The sequence below is a fragment of the Afifella aestuarii genome (assembly GCF_004023665.1).
GTDB classification, from domain to species: domain Bacteria; phylum Pseudomonadota; class Alphaproteobacteria; order Rhizobiales; family Afifellaceae; genus Afifella; species Afifella aestuarii.
Genome location: NZ_SAUF01000001.1, coordinates 1656077 through 1677282 on the forward strand (window position 1 = coordinate 1656077; position 21206 = coordinate 1677282).

Annotated in this window: 15 protein-coding genes; 7 read left to right on the forward strand and 8 right to left on the reverse strand. The window is 64.2% G+C overall.

From position 1 onward, the window contains the following. Positions 1 to 2 precede the first annotated feature (2 nt). The 3 genes from EO094_RS07775 to map all read left to right on the forward strand — a co-directional run bounded on the left by EO094_RS07775 (position 3) and on the right by map (position 3384). Positions 3 to 1865, forward strand: a complete 1863-nt coding sequence (locus EO094_RS07775) for an MlaD family protein (RefSeq protein WP_128291642.1) — start codon at positions 3 to 5, stop codon at positions 1863 to 1865. Between the two features lie 53 nt (positions 1866 to 1918). Continuing rightward, positions 1919 to 2548, forward strand: coding sequence for an ABC-type transport auxiliary lipoprotein family protein (locus EO094_RS07780; RefSeq protein WP_246008389.1), 630 nt, complete (start codon positions 1919 to 1921; stop codon positions 2546 to 2548). Between the two features lie 86 nt (positions 2549 to 2634). Continuing rightward, entirely contained in the window at positions 2635 to 3384 is a 750-nt protein-coding gene (gene map / locus EO094_RS07785) for a type I methionyl aminopeptidase (RefSeq protein WP_128291643.1), read from the forward strand. A 135-nt stretch (positions 3385 to 3519) separates the two neighbouring features. On the opposite strand, the gene EO094_RS07790 is transcribed toward map, so the two are convergent. Next, positions 3520 to 9936, reverse strand: a complete 6417-nt coding sequence (locus tag EO094_RS07790; protein WP_164879584.1) for an apolipoprotein A-IV repeat region-like domain-containing protein — start codon at positions 9934 to 9936, stop codon at positions 3520 to 3522. Between the two features lie 412 nt (positions 9937 to 10348). Here EO094_RS07790 and EO094_RS07795 point away from each other — a divergent pair, with 412 nt between their 5' ends. From EO094_RS07795 to EO094_RS07805, 3 genes are all read left to right on the forward strand, one after another. Then, on the forward strand, positions 10349 to 10666 hold the full coding sequence (locus EO094_RS07795; protein ID WP_128291645.1) for an Hpt domain-containing protein: 318 nt from the start codon (positions 10349 to 10351) through the stop codon (positions 10664 to 10666). A gap of 96 nt (positions 10667 to 10762) precedes the next feature. Next, the gene (locus tag EO094_RS07800; RefSeq protein WP_128291646.1) at positions 10763 to 11083 is read left to right on the forward strand and encodes a 2Fe-2S iron-sulfur cluster-binding protein; all 321 of its coding nucleotides are present in this window, start codon (positions 10763 to 10765) and stop codon (positions 11081 to 11083) included. Continuing rightward, entirely contained in the window at positions 11080 to 12108 is a 1029-nt protein-coding gene (locus tag EO094_RS07805; protein WP_128291647.1) for an NAD(P)/FAD-dependent oxidoreductase, read from the forward strand. Before EO094_RS07800 ends, EO094_RS07805 begins: the two co-directional genes overlap by 4 nt. A gap of 136 nt (positions 12109 to 12244) precedes the next feature. Here EO094_RS07805 and EO094_RS07810 read toward each other — a convergent pair whose 3' ends face one another. The 7 genes from EO094_RS07810 to EO094_RS07840 form a co-directional block, all read right to left on the reverse strand. Then, positions 12245 to 13360 carry a GNAT family N-acetyltransferase gene (locus EO094_RS07810; RefSeq protein ID WP_164879585.1) on the reverse strand — a complete coding sequence of 372 codons (1116 nt, stop codon included), beginning with the start codon at positions 13358 to 13360 and terminating at the stop codon, positions 12245 to 12247. Positions 13361 to 13536: 176 nt separating this feature from the next. After that, positions 13537 to 14115 (reverse strand): hypothetical protein, encoded by a 579-nt coding sequence (locus tag EO094_RS07815; protein ID WP_128291649.1) that lies wholly within the window; start codon positions 14113 to 14115, stop codon positions 13537 to 13539. A gap of 59 nt (positions 14116 to 14174) precedes the next feature. Then, positions 14175 to 15224, reverse strand: coding sequence for a YcjF family protein (locus EO094_RS07820; RefSeq protein WP_128291650.1), 1050 nt, complete (start codon positions 15222 to 15224; stop codon positions 14175 to 14177). Continuing rightward, a complete protein-coding gene (locus EO094_RS07825) occupies positions 15221 to 16717 on the reverse strand; it encodes a YcjX family GTP-binding protein (protein WP_128291651.1) in 1497 nt (498 codons plus the stop codon). Before EO094_RS07825 ends, EO094_RS07820 begins: the two co-directional genes overlap by 4 nt. Positions 16718 to 16782: 65 nt before the next feature. Beyond that, on the reverse strand, positions 16783 to 17301 hold the full coding sequence (locus tag EO094_RS07830; RefSeq protein WP_128291652.1) for a SixA phosphatase family protein: 519 nt from the start codon (positions 17299 to 17301) through the stop codon (positions 16783 to 16785). A gap of 59 nt (positions 17302 to 17360) precedes the next feature. Further along, on the reverse strand, positions 17361 to 18248 hold the full coding sequence (locus EO094_RS07835; RefSeq protein WP_128291653.1) for a COG3904 family protein: 888 nt from the start codon (positions 18246 to 18248) through the stop codon (positions 17361 to 17363). Next, on the reverse strand, positions 18235 to 19569 hold the full coding sequence (locus EO094_RS07840) for a hypothetical protein (RefSeq protein ID WP_128291654.1): 1335 nt from the start codon (positions 19567 to 19569) through the stop codon (positions 18235 to 18237). The genes EO094_RS07835 and EO094_RS07840 overlap by 14 nt, the downstream gene beginning before the upstream one ends. Before the next feature lie 294 nt (positions 19570 to 19863). Here EO094_RS07840 and EO094_RS07845 point away from each other — a divergent pair, with 294 nt between their 5' ends. Then, positions 19864 to 21201, forward strand: coding sequence for an NAD(P)/FAD-dependent oxidoreductase (locus tag EO094_RS07845; protein ID WP_128291655.1), 1338 nt, complete (start codon positions 19864 to 19866; stop codon positions 21199 to 21201). Positions 21202 to 21206: the final 5 nt, after the last annotated feature.

A 21206-nucleotide genomic window follows, 5' to 3' on the forward strand; every position in this document is an offset into this window, starting at 1 on the left:
ACATGGAAAGCAAAGCCAATACAGCCGTCATCGGCGCCTTCACCCTTGCTGTCCTGGTTGCGGCCTTCGGCTTCATCTACTGGATGGCGGCCGGGGAGGGCTCGCAGGAGCAGCAGCCGCTGCGCATCGTCTTCTCCGGCTCCATCACCGGCCTCACCAAAGGGGCGCTGGTGCTCTTCAACGGCATCAAGGTGGGCGACGTGAAGTCTTTGGAGATCGATCCGTCGGATCCCTCACGCGTCTATGCGCGCGTCTCTGTCGGTGCCAACACGCCCATCAAGTCGGACACCGAGGTCTCGCTTGGCTTCCAGGGTGTGACTGGCGTCGGCTATATCGAGATGGTCGGGGGCTCCGCCAACGAGCCGGACGTGTGGGAGCAGACGGAGGATGACGTCCCCGTGCTCGTGGCCAAGCAGTCCAACATGCAGGATCTCATGGCCTCGGCACGCGAGATTGCCGGACGGGCGGAATCCACCCTCGATGCCATCGACAAGATCGTTGCTGACAACCGCGACGGCATCAATCGGATCATCTCCAATGTCGACACCTTTTCCGGGGCGCTTAGCGACAACTCGCAGCAGATCTCGAGGCTGATCGATTCCGTCTCCAGCGCGGCCGAGGGTATGGCCGGGATGTCGGGAAAGCTCGATGGCATCATCGCCAAGGCGGATGCGATCGTTGCCTCGGTGCAGCCCGACAAAGTCTCGCAGACCGTCGACAATGTCGCCGAATTCAGCCAGTCGCTCGGAGATACGAGCGCGGAAGTGCGCAAGTTCGTCGAGAATCTCTCCGGCGTTTCCGACGATGTGCGCGAGTTCTCCGATCGCATGCGCAATGTCGGCGAGAAAGCGGACCTCCTGGTGAGCGAAGTTCAGGCGAAGACCGGTCCCATTCTCGAAGCCGTCGATCCGGAAAAGCTCGCCCGCACGCTCGACAATATCGACCGGGTGAGTGGAGCGATCGATCCGGAAGAGGTACGCACGGCCGTCAAGGGCGCGTCCGATCTTGCGGCGACGCTGAGCGCCAGACAGGCCGATATCGACCAGTTCGTCACCCGGCTTTCTGCCGTCAGTACGCGCCTCGACGAGGTGCTGGCAGCGGTCGATCCGGAGCGCGTGCGCAGTGTCGTCGATCAGGCGGAAACGATCGTGGCGAGCGTCGATCCCGCGAAAATTTCCTCAACCGTCGACAATGTCGACCGGATCAGCGCGGCCATCGATCCTGAGCGCATTCGCACCACCGTCGAAGGCGTCTCCGATCTCGCCGCAACGCTCAAGGCGCGGCGCGAACAGATCGACGAGCTGGTGACGCGCCTCGCCTCCGTCAGCACTCAGGCCGACAAGGTACTTGCCGCCGTCGACCCGCAAAAGGTGCAGACGATGGTCAACGATGCGAGCGAGGTCGTCGCGAGCGTCGATCCGCAGAAGATCACCGACACGGTCGACAGCATCAACCGGGTCGCGACGACGGTCGACGAATCGCGAGAGGACATCCGCGTCATCCTCGCCAATGCGCGCCAGGTGTCGGACCGGCTCGGCATTCTGAGTGCGAAGGCCGAGGGGCTTCTCGGCACGCTCGACGACACCGCCTCGAGCGAGGAGGGGCAGGGGCTGATCGCCCAGGCGCGGGCAACGCTCGCCGAAATCCAGACGGCTGCGGCGACCTTCAACGAGCAGGCAAAGACGATCGGCTCCGGGGCTTCGGATTTTTCCAGCCGGGGGCTTGCCGATATCCGCCAGTTCGTGAACGAGGGTCGGCGAACCGTGTCACGGCTGGATTCGCTGATTTCCGATCTGGAACAGAACCCGGGCCGCTTGATCTTCGGCGGAGACAACGCGCCCACCTATCGCGGCCAAAGACGGTAATGGCGACGATGATGGCAAAGTCCGGTTGGGGCAGAGCTCGCAAGGGCGATTGGATGAACATGCGCAAGGATATCGGTAAGGCCAACTCTCGGCGCCGGCGCCGCTTCGGAGGCATGGCCGGGGCCGCGGCGCTCGTCTCTCTGTTGCTGCTCGGCGGCTGCGCCGTACTGCCGAAGACACCTGATTCCATCTATGATTTGACCGCGCCGCAGGATGTTTCTGTGCGCGCCGGGACATCCGCGCAAATCCTGGTTCCAGTGCCTGCCGCGCTCGCAAGCCTCGACACGACGCGCATTGCCGCGCGTCCGACGCCCGCCGAGCTCGCGTACCTGCCGGGAGCGGCCTGGCCCGACACGCTGCCGCGGCTGCTGCAGGCGCGGCTCATGGAGACGCTGCAGAATACCGGGCGTGTGAAAGCCGTCGGCCTGCCGGGGCAGGGGCTTTTGATCGACTATCAGATCGTCCTCGACGTGCGCGCCTTCGAGCTCAGGAACGGCGTCGCCGTCGCGAACTTCAGCGTCAAGCTTCTCAACGACCGCAACGGCCGCGTCGTCGCCTCGCGCGTCGTCCACGCGGAAAGCCCGGTCGGAAGCAACGACAACGCCGCGATCGTCGCCGGCCTGAACCGGGCGATGGATCAGGCGTTCGCCGAGATCGCCAGCTGGACGCTGACGAGCGTGTAGCTGATCGCCGCGGCTCTCACTCCTTCCGGCGGGAGATCGCTGGTGCTGCCGCCGTGTGATTTTTCCTGCCCCGCGAGATTCGAAGCGTGACGGTCACCAACCAAGACGAACTGGATGGGCTGAAGGAAATCGGGCGCATCGTCGCCAATGCCATGCGCTTGATGGCGAAAGCGATGGAGCCCGGGATGACGACCAGAGAACTGGACGACATCGGCCGGGCGTTTCTCGATCGGCAAGGCGCCGTCTCCGCACCGCAAAGCTGTTACGATTTTCCGGGCGCCACCTGCATCAGCGTGAATGAGGAAATCGCACACGGGATCCCCGGCGACCGGATGATCGCTCAAGGCGATCTGGTCAATATCGACGTTTCGGCTTCCAAGAACGGCTATTTTGCCGATACCGGGGCAACGTTTCGCGTCGGTCCCGTCGAGCCTTCGCTGGAGCGCCTGTGCAAAGATGGGGAGCGCGCCATGCAGATCGGCATCGCACAGGTCGGCAGTGACCGGCCGCTCGCGGCCATCGGAGCTGCCATTGGGCGTTTCGCTTCGCAGCGCGGCTACACGCTCATCCGCAATCTTGCCAGCCACGGGGTGGGGCGTTCCCTGCACGAATATCCGGGAGAGATCGCGACCTGGCCCACGCTGAGCGACCGGCGGCGTATCAATAAGGGGCTCGTGCTCACCGTCGAGCCGTTCCTGTCGACAGGCGGTCTCTGGGCGGCCGAGGGTGACGACGGATGGACACTCTATAGCGAGCCCTCCGCCCCCGTGGTGCAGTACGAGCACACGATCGTCGCGACTGATCGAGATCCGATCATTGTGACGCTGCCGGGCTGACGGTCCTGCTGCGCCTCGGCGGTTCAAGCCCGGGCTGAGACCTTTGAGACTCTCCTCAGCTTTCTCATGGCCATTTGGAGACAACAAAAAAGGGCGGCTCGCGGCCGCCCTTTCTTTTGTCCGTGATCGACTGGCTTAGCTCAGCCGGCCCGCCGCATGGGCCAGCATCGTGTAGACCTTGCCGGTGTCCGATGCGAGGTAGCTTTGCGCCATTGCCGGGTCCTTCTGGCGCTTCGCCAGCTGGTCGAGAAGTTTCTCGAAATCGGCGATGTAATGATCGACCGCACGGCGGAATTCGCCGTCGCGCTCGTATTTGCGCCGGATCTCGTCGAACGTCTTCTGACCCTGGATCGTGTAGAGGCGCCGCGTGAAGACGTTGCGCTCTCCCTTGCGGTAGCGCTCCCACAGCTCGAGCGCGGCCTGATGGTCGATCGCCCGGGCGATGTCAACGGACAGCGAGTTGAGGCTCTCCACCATCTGCGAGGGCGAACGGCCCGGCGTCGCATTCTGCGTCGTGGGAGCGGGCTGCGGGGTCGGGGCGGAGGTGGGCTCCGGTCCCGTGTCGTACTCGCTCTCGTCGCTCGAGGCGCGCCGCAAGAGATCCGCCACCCAACCGCGACGCTCGCCTTGCGGGCGCGCTTCCGGTTTCGGCTCAGGCTGCGCTGCGGGACGGGCAAAACGCTCGCTCCACTGCGTCTGCTGGGCTGCGGGCTGTTGGGCAGGGGGCTGTTGGACCGCCGGTTGCGGGGTCTGGGCAGGCACCGGCTCAGGCGCCGCTGCAGGTGCCGAAGGGGCGCTGGCCGGAGCTGGCCCCGTCGAGCGCGGTGCGATCGGGGCGCGGTCGGACGCGCTTTCCGTCTCCAGATTTGCCGCACGGGGCAGGCTGCGCGGCTGCGGTGCTGCTTCGACGGCTTCTTCCCGCCGCGGCGTCGCCGCTGCCGGCTGGGCGGGACGCTTTGCTGAACCTTCGCGGCGCGAGACGATGTCGGTCAGAGCCGAGATCGCCTCGATCTGCTCGGTGATGGCGCGGCGCATCGCTTCCGAAGCGTGACGGGCTTCTTCCGGCATGTCTTTGACGCCGCGACGGAGATCCTCGCGTGCCGATTCAAGCTCGCTCTTCATGTCGCGGGCGGCATGACGCATTTTCTCCGCGGTTTCGGCGAAGCGCTCCGTGGCGCTTTCGACGGCCTCGGAGATTTCCGACATAAGCCGCTCGCTCGCCGCGCGGACCTTTTCGTCGGACCCGGTCGTCACGTCGGCGAGGCGTTCCGTCAGTTCAGCGCGGGCCTGTTCCACGCTTTCCACCGTCCGCTGGCCTTCGGCGATGGCGGCAAGCCGCATCGTCTCGAACTGGCTGATGGCGGCGCGTGCGGCTTCCTCGGCCCGACGACCAAGCGCCTGGGCGATCTGCGCCACACGCTGCTCGGCCGAGCTCAAGGTCTGCTCCAGCTCTTCCGAAGCGCCGGTGGCGGATTGTGCCGCGCGGGCGCTCAGGGCATCGGCCACCTCGTTGATCCGCTGCATGGCCGCGGTCAACGTGGTTTCCAGCTCCTGCGAGGTGGTCTGAACCGACATCGAGGTCTTGGCGCTCAACGATTCCGCGAGAGAGGCAACGCGCTCTTCGGCCGAACCGATAGCCCGATCCAGTTCCTCCGACGTGCTGCGGGCCGTATCGGAGGCCGCAGACGACAGGGAGCCGGTGAGGGCGGCAATGCGCTCTTCCGCCTGCGAAAGGTTCTCTGCGAGCTCCTCGACGGCCTGACGGGCCGACATGGCCGCGCGCGTGCTGAGCGAGCCGGAGATGGCGTTGATGCGCTCCTCCGCCTCCGCGAGGCTCGCGGCGAGTTCCTCTGCGGCCTGGCGAGCCGAATCCGACGCCGTGGAGGTGAGAGAGTTCGCGATGGCGCTCACCCGCTCTTCCGCCGCGCCGAGGCTCTGGGCCAGCTCTTCGGTTGCCCGCTGCGCGGACAGAGAGGCACGCGAGCTCAAGGAATCAGCGACCGAATTGATGCGCTCTTCGGCCGATCCAAGCGTATCGGAGAGCATCGCCGTGAGGCGCGTAAGCTGCTCTTCGACGGAAGAGGCCTGGCCGGTGAGGCCCTGCGCCATCGCTTCCAACGCCTCGGTGGAGCCGCTGATGCGGCCTTCCATCGTGCGGTTGGCCTCGTCGAGCATGCGTCCGGCTTCCGAAAGCGATTCAGACTGGCTGTCGAACTGCGAGGCGATGGCCGTGATGTCACGCAGCACGTGGGTCGACACGTCGCGCAGCGTTTTGATCTGGTCGGAGAGGATCGAGGTCGAGGTGGAGGTGTCCTGCGCTGCCGCCGAGAGGGCGTTGCGCAAGCTCTCCGCCTGGCCGGCGAGGTTGCTCTCGATCGCGGAGAGCTGCTCTCCGCTCGATCCCAGAACTTCGCTCAGCTGTGCGTTGGTTTCTTCCATCCGCGTCAGCAGCGAATCGATATCGGTGCGGAAGCGGGCGTTGGTGCCGGTGACCGCATCGATGATGTTGTGGGAATGCGTGCTGAGGTTGGACAGAAGCGCGCGGGCACTGTCGTCCAGGCGGGCAAGCGATTCCTCGCTCGTCGCGCGGATGGCATCGGCCGTGTTGCGGCTGCGATCCTCCATACCCTCAAAGAGGCTGTCGCGCTGCCGTTCGAGATCCTCCATGAGGCCGGAGCGACGGCTGTCCAGCGCCTCGGTGAGGTCTCGGGTGCGTCCCTCGAGGCCTTCCACGAAGCTCTCCGCCTGCGTTCCGAAGGTGTCGGTGAGGATGCGGTTCTGGTTCTCCAGGCCGTCGATAACGAAGCGCCCGCGGTTCTCGATCGTCTCCACCAGGATCGACGAGCGCGAATCGATGACCGAAGCGAGTTCGCTCTGACGCTGGGTCAGCATGTTGTTCAGCGTTTCGGTCTTCTCGTTGAGCGCGTCGCTGGTGCCGGTGAGCGTCGCCTGCAGCGAGTTCGCCCGGTCGGCAAAACTGTGTTCCACGGCCATCAGGCGCTCGCCGAAGCTCGCATTGACGTCGATCATGCGGCTGGCGATCGTCTCCGTCAGCTCCTGCGTCTTGCTGGTCAGGGTTTCGCCGAGTTCGCCGAGGCGTGCGTCGAGGCTCGTCGTCATCTCCGACTGGCCTTCGTTGAAGGCCGTGGCGATTTCGCGGGTGCGTGCCACCAGCGTGTCGCTGATCTGGCGTGCCCGCGTGTCGAGCGCCGTGTTGATGCGTCCGAGGCGGTCGTCGAGCGTCTCCGACAGGCCGTCGGCGCGTTCGCCGAATTCCTGCGTGACCTCGCCGATGCGCGCCGTGACGCGGTTTTCGAAGTTCGACAGTCGCGCCGACACGGCCATCTCGATCGTCTCGGCCGAGGAGGCGAGGCGGACCGCAACGTTCTCGGCGCTTTCCTTGAGGCGTGTCTCGAATCCGCCGAGGCGGCCGTCGAGGGTCTCTCCGACCTGAGCGACGTGACCGTCGATCATGGCGCCGAGAGCCTGGCCACGCTCGCCGAGCACGGTCGACAGCATCGCCGTCTTCTGGTCGAGCGTCTCCGAAATCGTATTGCCGCGATCGTCGAAGAGGACGTTCAAGCGTTCGACATTGCCGTCGACGCTACGCTGCAGACGCTCTGAGACGTGCTCGCCAGTTTCCTCGAGACGTCCGGCCGAGGCCCGCAACGTGTCCTCGATGTCGGACAGGCGGCCCGTCAGGCGGTCGACATTGCTGTCGAGGCTGGAGCCGAGCCGCTCCGACACGCGCTCGCCGGCTTCTTCGAGCCGGGTTGCCGAGGAGAGAACGGACGTCTCCATCTCGGAAAGACGGCCGGCGAGATGCTCGACGTTGACGTCGATATTCTGACGCAGGCGTTGGCCCGCGCTGTCGCTCGCCTGCTCGAGACGGCCGGCGGAATTGCGCAGTGCGTCTTCCATCTCTGCAACGCGTCCGGCGAGGCGATCCGCATTGCCGTCGAGGCTCGCGCCGAGGCGGCGGGCGACATCGTCGCCGGTCTCCACCAGACGGTCGGCCGAGCCGCGGACGGAGCCTTCCATTTCGGAGAGGCGGCCTGCGAGACGCTCGACATTGACGTCGATGTTCTGGCGCAGGCGTTCGGCCACGCCGTTGCCGGCTTCTTCCAGGCGATCGGCAGAACTCCTGACGGAATCCTCCATCTCCGAAAGACGGCCGGCGAGCCGGTCGGCATTGCCGTCGATGCTGGCGCCGAGGCGGCGGGCGACATCGTCGCCGGTTTCCACCAGGCGCTCGGCCGATCCGCGCACCGAATTTTCCATTTCGGAGAGGCGGCCCGCGAGACGCTCGACGTTGACGTCGATATTCTGGCGGAAGCGTTCAGCCACGCCATTGCCAGCCTCTTCAAGCCGCTCGGCCGAGCTCTTGACGGTCCCTTCCATCTCGGAGAGGCGTCCCGAAAAACGCTCAACATTTATATCGACGTTCTGGCGCAGGCGTTCGCCGACATTGTCGCCGGCTTCTTCCAGGCGAATGGCGGAGCCTTTGACCGTCTCTTCGATCTCCGACAGACGTCCCTTGAGGCGATCTGCGCTCTGATCGAAGCCGGTTTCGATGCGGCCAACCTGCTCTTCCACGGTGCCGGCGACACGTTCGCCGGTCGTCGACAGTCTGCGCTCCGCATCCGTCAGGCGCTGCGTGACACCTTCGAGCTCGGTGTGCATGGCAACCGAAATCGACTTTCCGGTCTGGCCGAGCTGGTCGATGACATTGCGCGAACGGGTATCGAGTGTGTTGACGACGATGTCGCTCGCCCGTTCCAGCCGGCTCGCCGTTTCCTCGGTCTTTTCTCCGATGCGGTCGGCGATGGCATCGCCACGCGCGCCGAGCTGCTCGACGAGCTCGTCGCCGCGGATGGTGATGCGTCCGGCGATATCGGCTCCCGTGGTGCCCAGCCGGTCATTCAGCGCATCGGCGCTCGCCGTGATGCGGGCGGCCACATCCTCGCCGCCGGTCTCCAGGCGTGAGATGAGCTCTTCGCCAGTTGAAGAAATCCGGTCGGTGAACTGACGGCTCGACGTCGTAATCCGCCCGCTCAGCTCTTCGCTGCTGGAGAGGAGGCGGCCGGTCAGTTCTTCGCTGCTCGTGACGAGACGACCGGTCATCGCTTCGCCGGTCTCCGTGAGCTGGCGGGTGAGGCGATCGCTGCTCGAGGTCATACGTTCGGCAAGCTCTTCGCCGCGGCTCGACATACGTTCGGCAAGTGCGGGCCCATCGACCAGGATGGCGTTTTCGATGCGCTGGCTCGATTGGCCGAGATTTTCGAGAAGGGCCGTGGAGCGTTCCGTCAGCGTATAGTTGAGCCGATCCTGAGCCTCGACGATGCGGTCGTTGAGTTCGCCGCCCTTGGAGGCGATGAGCTCGTTCAGCCCTTCGCTGGCGGCGCGGATGCGCTCCAGAAGCTCACTGCCGCGTTCTGTGAAGCTCTCGGTGGCTTCCGACTGGCTGCGGTTCAGCCGGCCGACGAGTTCTTCGCCGCGGTGGTCGATCGTATCGCCGATCTGGCCGCTCACCTGATTGATGCGCTCCAGCAGGCTTTCCGTACGGCTCGAAATGGAGGTGGCGAAATCGTCTCCCGCGCGGGAGAGATCGACGGTCACATTCTTGGTACGCTCGACGAGCAGGTCGGCAATGCGGCGCGCCGCTTCATCGGCGGTGGAGAGAATCTGGTCGCTGGTCTTGGCGAGATCGGAGGTCAGCGTCTCGTGCGCCCCGCCCATCGCCGCCTTGATGCGGTCGGCGTTCTGCAGGATCGCCTCGCGCTCGTTGACGAGCTCGTCGACGAGACGGCGGACGCGCATCTCATTGTCTGTATAGGAGCGCTCCAGCGATGCGACTTCGTTTTGTACCAGCACTTCGAGTTCGCTGGCGCGCGCCAGCGCCCGCTCGATGCCGTCCCCCATGGAGGCGACTTCACGGCGGATCGCCTGGCCGACGGTGACGATCGATTCCTTGGCGATGTTCTCTGGCTCAGCAAGGCGAAGCGCGACTTCTGTCATGGTGCGCGAGACGATGCGCATCTCCTGAGAGCGCCAGATCATCAGCGCCATGACCCAGAACAGGAGGACCGGGACGACGATCGCGACACCGAGAGCGACGAGATGCGGCGCCTCGCGGAGCTGTTCGATCGAATTGAGGGCTGCAATCTGGTCGCGCCAGAGTGCCATCCCGAAGGCCGTGCCGAGGCCGGCCCATACGGCCGACATGAGAAGCGCGGTCCAGAAAGGCGCGTAGGAAGGCCGGCGCTGCAGGGCATAAAGAAGATTGCCGATGGAACGAACGTCGTCATTGGCAGCGCGACGCGCCTTGCGCTCGCTGCTGCGGGACGATTCCGTCTCGGCACGCTTTTCAGCCTTGGTGGGCGCTTCCGTCTTTTTGGAGCGGCCGTTGTTGGCGGGCACGGGCTTTGCCGCCGCCGCACCTCCTGAAGCTTTCGCAGGACTGTTCGCCGCGGCGCCGAAGTCGATCCTCAGCGCTTCTTCGACCGCCGACAACGCCGCTTCGGTCGATTCCGCTTTTGGTATTTTACCCATGACATTCGCTCCGGTCCGTACGCAACCACTCCAACGGACGCCGTGCCGGTCTCTGCCGGCATGCGAGGGTGACATATAAAGGGGCCACCCGTTCTGGACGATTCCTGCCACCCCCTTGGCTGTAGAACCGCCGCCGCCCGATACCGAACGCAGCCGTGTCGACCAGGACACAGCTGCGCCTTCCCATCAAAATGGGTGAATGCATCCTAATATTTATGTAACGGCCTGAGAAGCCGGAATCACCGGATTTCCCGTTTCTGTGCACTTGTTTCATGAATAATATGAATGTGCTGCAGCCTGTCGTGCATGTAGCGAGCTAAGATTCGGGCTATTTTGGGGCACATGCGTGGCGGAAGCGGACGCCACCCGGGCCTTGGGGGCAAAACCATCCGCTTCCACGAAGGAACAGGCCATGGCGGAGGATGCTGCGATCCTCAATGAGGCCCATCTCGATCGGCAGACGATGCACAACGAGGCCTTGAAGGTTGAGATCCTGGCGCTTTTCGTCACCGAGGCGGACCGGCTTTTCAATCAGGTCAAGGAGGCGACCACCGCTTCTGCACGCGGTGAGAGGGTGCACGCCCTCAAGGGCCTTGCCCGCAATATTGGCGCCGAAAGACTGGCTTTGGTGGCCGCTCTCACTGAAGAACGGCTGAAAGCGGGAGGCTGCGACCTTGCGCCGCTCGAAGCCGCCGTGCAAGAGGTTGTGCGATATCTCGCCCGAACCTGAGCCACGGCTCCCTGCGACACGCGGGCACCTGTTTTGTGCCCTTCTTGACATCGCCCGCCGCGTCCCTAAACCCGTGCGGCGCAACACGGATCGATCATGCCAAAAATCACTTTTATCGGTTTGGACGGCGACCGCCACGAGGTGGAAGCCGAAAATGGCTCCACTGTGATGGAAGCCGCTCTCAAGCAGGGCCTTCCCGGAATCGAAGCTGAATGTGGCGGCGCCTGCGCCTGCGCGACCTGCCATGTCTTTGTCGCCGAGGAATGGTTCGAGCGCACCGGCTCTCCGGAGCCGATGGAAGAGGACATGCTGGATTTCGCTTACGATGTTCGGCCGACCTCGCGCTTGTCCTGTCAGATCAGAGTTCGTGACGAGTTGGACGGACTCGTCGTCACCATTCCGGAGCATCAAGCATGACTGGAACGCTTGTTGAAACCGACGTCGCCATCATCGGGGCGGGACCCGTCGGGCTTTTCGCCGTTTTCGAGCTCGGATTGCTCGATCTGAAATGCCATCTGGTCGACATTCTCGATCGCCCGGGCGGCCAGTGCGCCGAGCTCTATCCTGAGAAGCCGATCTACGACATTCCGGGCTGGCCGGAGATTTCGGCCCAGGGCCTCATCGAAAAGCTCATGGAGCAGATCGCTCCCTTCAATCCGGAGTTCCATTTCGGCGAAATGGTCTCCGAACTCGAGCGCACCGAAGATGGCGGTTTCATTCTCAGGACCGATGCCGCGACGACGATCAAGGCGAAGGCGGTCGTGGTTGCTGCCGGCGGCGGGTCGTTCCAGCCGAAGCGTCCTCCGATCCCGGGCATCGAAGCCTATGAAGGCAGCTCCGTCTTCTACGCGGTGCGGCGCATGGAGGATTACCGCGACCACGATCTCCTGATCGTCGGCGGTGGCGATTCGGCCCTGGACTGGACCTTGAACCTGCATCCGATCGCAAAGAGCGTGACGCTCGTCCACCGGCGCCCAGAATTCCGGGCTGCGCCGGATTCCGTCAACAAGATGTTCGCGCTGCAGGAAAAGCACGAGCTGACGTTTCAGCAGGGGCAGGTGACTGCGCTCAAGGGCGGGGACGGAAGTCTGGAAGCGGCCGTTCTCAAGACGCCGGATGGGGAGATCGAAGTCTCCTGCACGCGCATGCTGCCGTTCTTTGGACTGACGATGAAGCTCGGGCCGGTCGCCGAATGGGGTCTCAATCTCCACGAGAATCTGATTCCGGTGGATACGGAGAAGTTCCAGTCCTCCGAGCCGGGCATCTTCGCCATCGGCGACATCAACACCTATCCGGGCAAGCTGAAGCTGATCCTCTCGGGCTTCCACGAGGCGGCTTTGATGGCGCAGGCCGCAAAGCACTACATCGCTCCAGACGAGCGCGTCGTCTTCCAGTACACGACGTCCTCGTCGAAACTGCAGAAGAAGCTCGGCGTCATCTGAGACGGGCTGCTGGTTGCCGCTGCGAAGCAGGCAATCAGCAGCCTTGAGATTGAAGAGAATTGGCGGCTCCGGCCGCCTTTTTTGTGACCTGATCTCTGTTCCGCAGCATGGCGTTGCCGGCTGGGTGGGAAGCCCGCTAGAGGCGTAGCATCAGATTGGCCAGGTGCGAGCGCACCGGCAGAGGCAGGGCGTAATACAAGCGCTTCAGCCGCGGCTTGCCGTAGCCCAGTACGGCGCGCAGGTAGAACCGGCCACGCCAGCTCAGCGGCACGCCGAAATCGTGCACGAGGACTTCACCCGTCCTCCATTCGTGCTTGTTGCGAGAGCGCGGTGCCATCATGTCGTAGCGTGTCACGTCGTTTTCGCAGCACCAGCGGAGATTCAGCTCCGTCAGCACGTTGCCGGGCCCAAACCGGGCATATTCTGGTGCGAACGTTCCCATATACAGGAAGTAATCGTCGCAGTAGCGAAAGCCGATCGCTGTAGCGGCAACAGCATCGCCAACGACAAGCCGCGAGGCGATCATGCGAATGTCTGCGCGGGGATCACCGTAATGCGCGGCCAAAGCCTGGAGGCAGCGATCGCTGCGTTTGTCGAGAAAGGCGCGGCTGGTGAAACCTTTCTCCCTCAGCCATTCACGTTTCACCTGAATGGTGTTCTGTAACCATTGCTGGGTGGTGACTGCGTCTGGCGCAACTTCAAGACGGATTTCCCCTTCCTTCGCGAGTGCCGCCCAGCGTCTCTTCTGCTGGCGGCGCAAGTCCCTTTTCCGGGCAGATAGGATCTTGTCCACGTCGCCTGAGGCAAGGTCGACGAATGGTGCGCCTTCTTCCTCGCCCAGTTTAACGGTCTGCGGCGGCAGCGCCGAGGCGAGTGCGGAATCGGCCCGCACGCGCTCCATCAGGATGAGATCGATGCCGGCTCGCTCCACTTCGGCGAGAGCCTGGGCGAAGAGCGCCGCGGTCTCGTCGTTGTGCGCGACCAGAATGTCTTCATATTGGGCAATGGGTGCGCCGGCGGTTTGCGCCAGCCGCAATGGGCCGATCTTCCAGAAGGCGAGAGGCCAGATCAGCTCGACCTTACCGTTGCGGCGAACAACGACGCATTTGAAACCGACCTTGGGATCGCTCGCAAAATGCTCCGCCCATATCGCCAGATGCTGCGGGGTCTGAAAAATGCGGCCGCGAGGAGAGGCCTCGATCAGCCTTTGCCAATCGGACGTGAGCGACAGCAACGCTGCCGCGCCTTCCACGATCGTCGCTTCGAGAGCTGGCGCGGCTGTTGGAGCGGGAGGCTCTGCCTGATCTTCGGTTTCCGACTTAACGACGCGTTCCAACGATTGTGCGGTTGACATACGGCTTCCCTCTCCGGCGACACCGAAGGTGAGGGTGAATCGTGAAGATTCCCGAAAACCGGTTCCACCGTCCGCTATTTGTTAGCGGGCTCGATCGATCCTGTGATGGCCGGATCATAGATCGGCAGCGAATCGGAGCCGGCTCTCGCAAATCCCATTGCTGCAACAGGAATAGAGCGTCGCGAGTTCGGATCATAGAGCGAAAGGAGGATGGTCATCTTGCCGTCGCCTGCCGGTTCGGCATCCAGCAGCCCCTGGAGTTCGCCGCGCATCAGCTTCAACATGAAGCCTTCGCCGTCGCGCTCGCCGATGATATTGGCACCGTCGCCTTCCGCGCCGTCCATGAAGGAGCCGAAAAAGCGCTTCTGATCGCCGTTGTAGCGCAGCTTTGCGTAGACCGGCGCGGAGAGCGAACCGGTCCAGCATTTTCCGGTCATACCGAAGGCCATCATGCTGCGGCTCGGATCACCGTTGAGCGCGCAATGGAAGCGGAGACCGCTTTCCGGACCGATCAAAAGACGGCCGCTGCCGCGCCATTCGCCCCCGAAGCGCTCCATGAAGGCGACAGCGTCCTCATCGGCCGCTGCGGCCGGCTGAGGGGCAAGCGCGGGAATGCAGATTGCAAGAGCTGCAACGAAAAAAGCGCGCAACATCAATGGCTCCGAATGTGGCGTGGCCTGAACTGATGATCAGCCTAGGAGCCAAATGCCAATCATTCGTTAACCCTACGAGCATTTCGTGGGGATGTTGCCACGACCTCCTGGCGGGAGGCGGAAAACGAAATCAGATCGCCCGCCAGATCCTTGAGGCGGGGCCGCGGCTGCGCCACGAAGGGCACCGGCCGACAAACGTCGAGTGCGGACAGACCGATGCGGGCCGTCATGAGCCCGTTGACGACACCTTCTCCGAGCCGGGCGGAGAGGCGCGCTGCAAGCCCCTGGCCCACCACCTGCTGGAGGAGCGTGTCGCCGATGGCGATCGTCCCCGTCACCGCGAGGTGACTGACGACGGCGCCCGTCAGGCGCATCAAGCCGATCACACCGGGTCGGCCGCCGTAAATGGCGGCGACGCGGCGAATGAGGCTGAGGCAGGCGATCAACACATAGGCGACGTCGATGAGGGCACGAGGGCTGACGGCCGTGACCACGGAGACGCGCTGAGACGCGCTCGAGATCGCCTGCTTGGCACGCTGGTCGAGGGTTGCGACGAGGTCGCGCTCGGCTAGGCGAATTAGGTCGGAGCCATCCATGACCGCGCCGAGATGCTCCTTGAGCTGTCGGCGACCCTGCGCCGTATCTGCCCGGTCGGCATATTGATGGATCAGCTCTTTAACGACTTTGCGCGCCTTGTCGGGATCGTTCTCCTCGTACGCGGCGTCTGCCGTCAGGCGCAGGCGGGCGATCGCCTTGAGGCGCGCGAGCCCCAGGATTTCCCGGCCGATGATGGCGCCGAGCGCGAGAAGAAAGAGACCGAGGCAGGCAAGGCCGACCCAGCCGAGCCAGTCGGCGCGCGTGAAAAGACTGCGAATGAGATCGTCGATGGCAATGCCGATGGCAAGCGACAGAAGCGCGCCAGCCGCGGCGACTGCGAGCCGCCCCCAGCGGATGCCGTTCTTTTTCGGCTCGATGATGGTCGAGACGGCCCGGTCTGCATCCGTTTCCTCGGGATCGAGCTCTTCCCAGACCTCCTCTTCGATCTCGGCTTCCCCGGGTTCGTCTAGGCGGAAGGCTTCCGGGGCGCGGCGGGTCTCCGAGGCGGTCATTGCAGCCGGTCTCCGACAAGAAATTGCAGGGCCTGATCGAGGCGTATGTGCGGCAGTGAGAGTTTCAGGCCGGTTTCACTCCGCTCCACCCGGGGCGGGCGGAAGCGCAGATAGCGTAGCGCCAGCGTGTCGTCGTGGGCTTCCTCTGCAAGGTCCCTCGGCTTCGACTGGAACTGCCGGGCGGCTTCGAAGATCGATTCCGGATCTTTCGGCAAGTCCCCGGGAAACAAGGCGATTTCGCTTGCGCCGTCATAGACTTCGCCCGCGACCTCTTCACCTTCGAGCGGGACTCCGGCGATTGCTGGAAGCTTGCGTCCGCCACGGGTTACCGTCACCTCGCGGGTGGCGCGAACTGCCGCCATCGGCATGACGCTGACCTCGGCACCGGCAAATTCCGCGCGTTTTGCTGCCTTCTCAGTCAGGCGTGCGAGCAGGGCGCCGAGATTGTCGTGATCGGAGCGATGGACATGATCGGCCTTCGTCGCCGCAAACAGGATCTTGTCGATCCGGCGGCTCAAGATCGATGTCAGCCAACTCGCGCGACCCGGCCGGAAGCAGGCGAGGACGTCCGCCAGCGCCTGTTCGAGGTCGCGCAAGGCCGCTGGACCCGCGTTGAGCGCGGCCAGCATGTCGACAAGCACGATCTGCCGGTCGAGTCTCGCAAAATGGTTGCGGAAGAACGGCTTCACCACATGCGTCCGGTAGGATTCATAACGACGCGCCATCATGGCGGCGAGGCTGTCCTGCAGCGGCTCGCGGTCGGGCGAAATATCGAGCGGCGAAAAGGTGAGGGCGGGCGAACCTTCAAGGTCGCCGGGCATCAAAAAGCGACCGGGTGGCAGCATCGAAAGCGCATATTCGTCGGCTCGGGCTGCGCGCAGATACGAGGTGAAGGCGCCGGCGAGCTCCTGCGCCTTCAATTCATCGGCCGGCGCGTCGGGATCGACGCCCTGCAGACGGTGATGCCATTCGGACGCGAGCTCCTGGCGATGCGGTTCGCGTGACATGGCGACAGCCTCGGCCGACCATTCGCCGTAACTTTTGTTGAGAAGAGCGAGATCGAGAAGCCATTCGCCCGGATAATCGACGATGTCGAGATCGAGCCGGCCCGGCCCGAAGGTCCGTTTCCAGGTGCTCGCCGATTCGTATTCCAGGGTGACGCGCAATTCGCTGATGCGTCTCGTCGAGCGCGGCCAGATGCGGGCATCGACCAGATTGCGCACATGCGATTCGTAATCGAAACGCGGGACGGCGTCGTCGGGCTGCGGCTGCAGCTTGGCTCCGGCGAGCCTGCCAGAGGCGTAGGCGTCGAAGAGCGGAAGCCGGCCGCCATGGATGAGATTGTGAACGAGTGCGGTGATGAAGACTGTCTTGCCGGCGCGCGACAGGCCGGTGACGCCGAGCCTCAGGGTCGACGGGCCGCCGAGCACGCCTTCAAGGAGATTGTCGAACGCGTATCTGGCTTCGTCGGCGAGGGTGATGATGGATGCCACTGAGGTTCAGGCTCGTTTTGCGCGCTTTATATGGGCAGAGGCGGTCGCTGGTGCAAAGCGTGCCGTCACGACGTCAGATCGGCTGGCCGGACATATCCCGTCAGGCGTCCTGAGCCCGTCTTCAGCTCCGCCCAGGGCGCGTCGAATTCCAGGATCGAGAGCGTGCCGCTCGGATATTTTACCGCAAGACGCGCCATGTCGTGTGAGGCCCCATCTCCTGAAAGGCTCAAGGCCGCTTCATACGTCATCGGGTTGTGTCCGACGAGGAGACAGCACTCGGCCTTGCCCGCCTCGTCTCGGAGCACCGTCTGATAGTCGCCACCGTTCTCTTCATAGAGCATTTCTGGAAAACGCACGTCTTCCGGAAGCTGCAGGCTTTTGGCGACGAGTTCGAGCGTTTCGCGGGTGCGCTTGGACGGTGAGCAAAGCACCAGATCAGGCGCCAAACCCTCCGCAGCCATAAAGGCGCCCATCGCCTCGGCGGCTTCGCGGCCACGCGCATTGAGCGGGCGCTCGAAGTCCGTGCGGGCGCCGGAATGCCAATCCGATTTGGCGTGACGTAGGAGGAGCAATTTCGGCATCATTGCGACTTAGACGAAACGCGGAGGCAGGGGCAAGCTTCACCTCGTTCATGATGCGGCGTCTATTGTCGCGCAGCCGCAGTTTCGCTTGCGTCCGTATCTGGCGCATCCGTGACGAGATGGTAGTCGGCGAGCTCTTCCAGAGTGAAGAGATAGAGCTGGTTCTTCGGCGTTTCCATGGCGTGGATCCAGACGCGCGGGTCGACGCCGAAATCGATCAAGAGGGCTTGGGCTTCGGCGGAAACCCGCTGTGCCTGATCGAAGCCATCAGAGAGTGAACCGAGCGCATCTGCGCCCTTCATCGCGTAGATCTGATGAACGCCGATCCAGGCCTTCTTGCCGGCATGGCGTTCAACGCCTGACGCGAAAACGAGGGGGCAGGAGGAGGCGCAATACCCCTCTGCTGCGATCCGGGTGTTGAATTCATGCTCGCGGATCTGGCGGGCCATCGACATGGCGTCGGCGACCGACCCGCCCGGCGAGTGAAGCAAGACCTCTGTCCCTGCGGCGAACTCATTGTCCTGGAGGAAGCGCTCGAATTCTCCGGCACTGCCGGGAACGATCGTGCCTTCCATGGAGATCGTCTCGTCATTGAGTGCGCGGAAGCGAACCGGTTCGGCCTCCTCGAAACTGCGGGGAGGTTGCCGCCTTGGTGCGCCGTCGCGATCGGGGGAGACCGGCCGCGTCTGAGGCAGATAGGGGCGGACCTGATCGCCGGGGGCGGGCCGCGGCATGGTGACCGGCTCTCTCGCCGGATTGACGAAAGGATCGGCACGACGTTCGTCGACGATAGATTTCAGATCGAAGCCGACCATTGCCACGGAAAGTGCCACGAGGCCGAAGAAAACGCCTTTGAGGATCGTGCCTTCCGGCAATTGCCGGAGGCGTTCTGTAAAACCGGTCTCGGGCGCCACGGCTTCCCCGGCGTTCGAGGGCTCAGGAGCTGACATTGCCGTGGCCGCCGTGCTGCGAGGGTGCTCCGCCTTTCGGTGTCAAAGTGGTGATGTTGCGTGGCTCCGTCGTCTCGGGGTCGCGGGCGGCTGAGGCGGTCGCTTCCGCCGGTGCCAAAACGGCCGGCTCGGCCGCTCGGGCGGGGTCGGCGGCACGCATGCGCTCGTAAAGCCGCATGGCCACGAGCATGTCTCCGGCCGTCATGGCGTGTTCGTCGACGTCGGGATCTTCGTGATGGCGGATTGCGCCATGTACCGCGACCAGCATCAGAACGAGGACGGCCGGCAGAAGGTCGATGGAGATCGCGCCCGCCCAGGAGGGCAGGAAGTCGCTCGCGTAAAGCAGGACCGCTTCAGGCGTCGATAAAGGCACGAAACGCTTCGGCTGGACGGGCGGCTCGGAGAGGATGTTGTCGGCCGCCGTGGCGAGCGCCGCCGATTGCGCCTGTACGGCCTGTGCCACATTGCCGACGACCGCCGTCTGGCGCTGGCGAAGGTCCGCATCATCGCCGTCGGCCACGGGGGCGATGAAAGACAGCGACAGATCCTCTGCAGCCCGTTTCACGGCGGGGGCGACCGAGGTCTGCTGCAAAGATGCGATGACGCCGGCCAGCGACACCGCCTCTTCGGCGAAGGAGTTCGCCCGCGGATCGATCGGTCCGGAGGCCGAGACAAGGCGGCGCATTGAGGCGAGGTGCTCGCTGCCCTGATCGAACAGGCTTTTGACGCGTTCGCGCGACGCCGCCACCTCATCGGCAAGACCGCGCAGTTGCTGCGACATCTGGTTGAGGAGCTGCACCACCGTTCCTGACCCTGAGGTGCCGGTGAGCGCGCCGGATGAACGCTCTTCATCGGCAAGGCGCGAGAACCTTTCGGCGGCCATCTGGATGTCGGGCAGAAGCGATTGAGCCGCGAGCGCATTGTTGTGCGCTGCGTCGAGATCCTGCGTGTAATCCTCCACCGTGTTCGCGAGGTGCTGTTCCAGCGCCGCAGAACCTGCGAGGGCCGCTGCGTTCAGCCAGGACGACATGGCGACGATCATGATCGAGCCGATGCCCATTGCCGCCCATAAAGCCCGCCGCCCGCCGCGTTCTCGCATGAGAGGCAGGAAGCGCATGAGATAGGTCCAGAAGGCATAGATGCCGACGGAGACCGCCGCCGAATAGATGATCGCCCCGAAGAAGACGATCGAGGCGGAGCCGTCCAGGAGCCCGCGCACGCCCAGATAGGTGTAGACGCCTGAGGCCAGCGCCAGGACGGCGAGGGTGACCTTGGTGGTGAGTTCGAGGCGGTCGATGCTTTCGCGTAGAGCTCGCGCCATGCGGCTTCCCCTTTGTCGCAAAATAGACGGTGCCGCATATTCCGGCCGAGGGGCCCGTGCGACGCGAACGAAACGTGTTCTGTGGCTGCGGTTTATCTGGGGCCGAAGAGGATCGGCTTCCAGAGCTGGTGGAGCAAACGCTCCATCGGCCGCCTCCAGCGCATTCGCCGCAAGCTTTCGATTTGCCAGGCAGGGGGTTGCGGCAGTAGGAGCTGCCTTAAAAGGACGCAACGCTGCTGGCTGCCGCGCAAAGAGGCAATCCAGGCCGATGGCGCCAGCGGCAGGTGAGGTGAGATGATGACGATCGGTGCCCAACCGCATGCTGAGAGCTGGTACGCCAGCAAGGAAGAAGGTCCGGTCTTCCCGGTCCTGGAAGGAGAAGAGGACGTCGAGACCGTGGTCGTCGGCGGCGGTCTTGCGGGCATCACCACGGCGTTTTGCCTTGCGCGTATGGGCAAGAGCGTTGCTCTTCTGGAGGCGAACCGGGTCGGCTGGGGTGCCTCCGGCCGCAATGGCGGCTTCGTCTCGCCAGGCTATGCCCAGTCGATCTTCGCCGTGGAAGCCAAGCTCGGTCTTCCGAAAGCCAGAGCGCTGTTCAATATGGGGCGGGCGGGCACGCAGTTCGTGGCGGAACGCCTCGACGAGTTCGGGCTGCAGCATCTCGTGGGTGGTCGCGGCTGGCTCAAATGCGTGCGCTATCCGGCTGAAGACGCGCTGAAAGAGCGCGCGGAACGGATGGCGCGTGATTATGGCGTTCATTACCAGGTGTGGCCGCGCGAAGCGGTGCGCGAGACGCTTCAGACCGACCGTTATTTCGGAGCGCTTCACGATCCGGAACCGTTTCATCTCGACCCGCTCGCCTACAGCCGCGCGCTTTCTGTCGCCGCAGCCGACAGCGGGGCCAGAATCTACGAGGCGAGCCCGGCGACCGGCCTGTCGCGCGAGAGCGGAGGCTGGCGCGTCACCACGCCCAAGGGGGCGCTTCGTGCGCGACATGTCGTGCTTGCCGGCAATGCGACGCAGGTCGGCCTCTATCCGCCGCTCGAACACGCCGTCCTGCCGGTCTCGACCTATGTCGTCACCAGCGAACCTCTGGGCGACCGCCTCGACAAGGCGATCCATTTTTCCGGCTGCATCGGCGATACGCGCCGGTCGAGCGACTATTACCGAATCGTCGGCTCAGGCGACGATCGCCGTCTCTTGTGGGGCGGACGCATCACCACGGCGCGCAGCGAGCCGAAAGAGCTCGCTTGGATGCTGACACGGGACATCTTGTCGATTTATCCCCAGCTCGGCGCCTTCCGCATCGAATACGCCTGGGGTGGCCTCATGGGCTATCAGCGCAACAAAATGCCGGTCATCGGGCTCCTGGCAGGTGCCCGCGATGCCGGGCTGTGGGGCGTGACGGCATTCGGCGGCCATGGCATGGGGGCGACCGCCACGGGCGGCAACCTCATTGCTGCGGCGATTGCCTCAGGCGACGAGAGCTGGCGGGCGTTTGAGCCGTTCCTCCCGGCCTGGATCGACCGTCTCGTCGGCGGCCGCAACATCTTCGGGCAGGCCGCGACTCAGTTGGTCTATTGGCAGCTGCGCCTGATGGACCGCTGGCAGGAATCCCGGGGCAAATTGTGAGAATG